The following is a 2,552-nucleotide window of genomic DNA, read 5'->3' as shown; positions in this document are numbered from 1 at the left end:
CGCGTCCGCGAGGCTGGCCTGCGGCAGGCCCAATGGCGGTATGTCCGCGATGTGATCTCACTGATCCCCGTGTCATTCGCTTACCGGCGTACTGATACCGTTTTTTCTCATAACACAACAAATACCATCATGATCCGGAATTATCTGAAAATCGCGTTCAGGAATATGGCCAGAAACCGGGGCTATTCCTTCATTAATGTCTTCGGGCTGGCATCGGGCATGGCCGTGGCGATGCTGATCGGCTTGTGGATATACGATGAACTGTCGTTTAACCGGCAGTTTAAACACCACGACCGGCTGGCGATGCTCTGGCAATTTGTGAAGTTTGATGCCGAGAAAGCCGCCTACGATGTAATGCCCATTCCGCTGGCGCAGGAGCTCAGAAGCAAATACCCTGACTTCGAGTCGGTTGGATTGTCCGTATCGCGGGATGTTATTGTCGCTGCCGGAGAACGGAAACTGTTTAAAACCGGTAATTATGTTGAGCCTGAATTTATCAGTATGCTCTCGTTGCATATGGTAGCAGGGACACGGTTCGGAAACACCGATGTCAATTCAATTCTACTGTCTCAGTCGCTGGCTCAAACACTTTTCGACACCGCAGACCCGCTCAATAAGCTCATTAAACTGAATAACAAACAGACGGTAAAAGTGGCGGGGATTTACGAAGACTTTCCGGACAACAGTACCTTCAACAACGTGATGTTTCTGGTTCCCTGGCAATTTTTTACCGCCAACAATGAAAATGCCAGACGTGATCAGGATCAATGGGATTCCAATTCGTACCAGATTATTGTTCAGCTCAAACCCGGTACTGATTTCGGCCAGGTGTCGGCCAAAATCAGGGATATCCGGATGAAACGGGATAATCCGCCGGGGTATAAACCGGAGTTTTTCCTGCATCCGATGAGTCAGTGGCATTTGTATTCCGACTTTAAAGACGGCGTAAATACCGGAGGGCTCATTACGTTTGTCTGGCTTTTCGGCAGCATCGGTATCATTGTATTGCTGCTGGCCTGTATCAATTTCATGAACCTGAGTACCGCCCGGAGCGAGAAACGGGCGAAGGAAGTCGGCATCCGGAAAGCCATCGGCTCGCTGCGTAGCCAGCTGGTTGCACAGTTTTTCAGCGAGTCGCTGCTGATGGCCCTGCTGGCCTTCCTGGTAAGCCTGCTGATTGTTGTGCTCACGCTGCCCTTCTTCAATCAGGTTGCTGAAAAAAAGCTGGTCATTTTATGGACAAATTCCGTATTCTGGCTGACCGGTCTGGGCTTTAGTCTGCTGACCGGTCTGATTGCCGGTAGCTATCCGGCCCTGTATCTGTCGACGTTTCAGCCCGTTAAAGTACTGAAAGGCGTCTTACGAGCCAGCCGTTCGGCCGCCATTCCGCGTAGGGTCTTGGTTGGCTTTCAGTTCACCGTTTCCGTCACGCTCATTATCGGTACAATCATCGTATTCCGGCAGATTGAACACGCCAAAGACCGGCCGGTAGGCTATAGCCGCAACGGTCTGATTGAAATGAGTATGAATGCGCCTGAGCTACACGATCACTATACCGCCCTGCGCAATGATCTGCTCAGCACAGGGGCAGTGGCTGGCATGTCTGAATCGTCGAATCTGATAACCGAACAGGCCGGGGGCACCACCGATATTTCGTGGAAAGGTAAAAAGCCGGACAGTAAGCCCCTGGTGATGTCGAATTACGTTACACACGATTACGGCAAAACGGTTGGCTGGCAGCTCCGGGAAGGCCGGGATTTCTCCCGTGACTTTTCGACAGACAGCGCCTCCATGATCTTAAATGAAGCCGCCGTAAAACTAATGGGCTTCCGGCAACAGAACGGCGGGTCGCCGATCGGCCAGACCGTCCTGCAAAGTGGCCGGGAATATACCGTAATCGGTGTCATCAAAGACATGATAAAAGAGGATCCGTTCCGGCCCGTCAGTCCGTCTTTTTTTGCGGTCAATTACCGCAATGTCAACACCATTAACATTCGTCTGGCCCCACAGCTATCGGCCAGTGAAGCGCTGGAAAAAGTAGAACAGGTGTTTAAACAATACAGTCCGGATTCACCGTTTGACTACAAGTTTGCGGATGACCAGTATGCCCGGAAATTCGGAACCGAACAACGGATTGGCCGGCTGGCAGGTGGCTTTACCATTCTGGCCATTCTGATCAGTTGTCTGGGATTGTTCGGCATGGCCTCGTTTATGGCCGAACAACGTACGAAAGAGATCGGGATCCGTAAAGTGCTGGGGGCTTCGGTATTCAACGTCTGGCAACTGCTCTCAAAGGAATATGTGGTATTGGTTGCCGTCGCCTTCTGTCTGGCCACTCCGCTGGCCTACTACGTACTCTCAGACTGGCTCAACAATTATCCGTACCGGATTGAACTTTCCTGGTGGATTTTTGTGCTGGCCGGGCTAAGCGTGTTGATTGTGACATTACTGACGGTCAGCTACCAGAGTATCAAAGCGGCCCTGATGAACCCGGTCAAATCATTACGGTCTGAATAAACAGCTTGGGGCGTGGAGCTCAGGGTAAATCCGGC

The 2,552-nt window shown here is 51.5% G+C and carries 1 protein-coding gene; it reads left to right on the top strand.

Features of this window, described 5'->3' with window-relative positions:
* A partial coding sequence (locus tag BLX24_RS29965) for an ABC transporter permease (protein ID WP_229201924.1) occupies positions 1 to 2,517 on the top strand: 2,517 nt, incomplete at its 5' end.
* Between the last annotated feature and the right edge of the window lie 35 nt (positions 2,518 to 2,552).

The sequence above is a fragment of the Arsenicibacter rosenii genome (genome assembly GCF_001870735.1).
In the GTDB taxonomy this organism is placed as follows: Bacteria; Bacteroidota; Bacteroidia; order Cytophagales; family Spirosomataceae; genus Arsenicibacter; species Arsenicibacter rosenii.
This window is presented reverse-complemented; position numbering and strand designations above follow the sequence as displayed.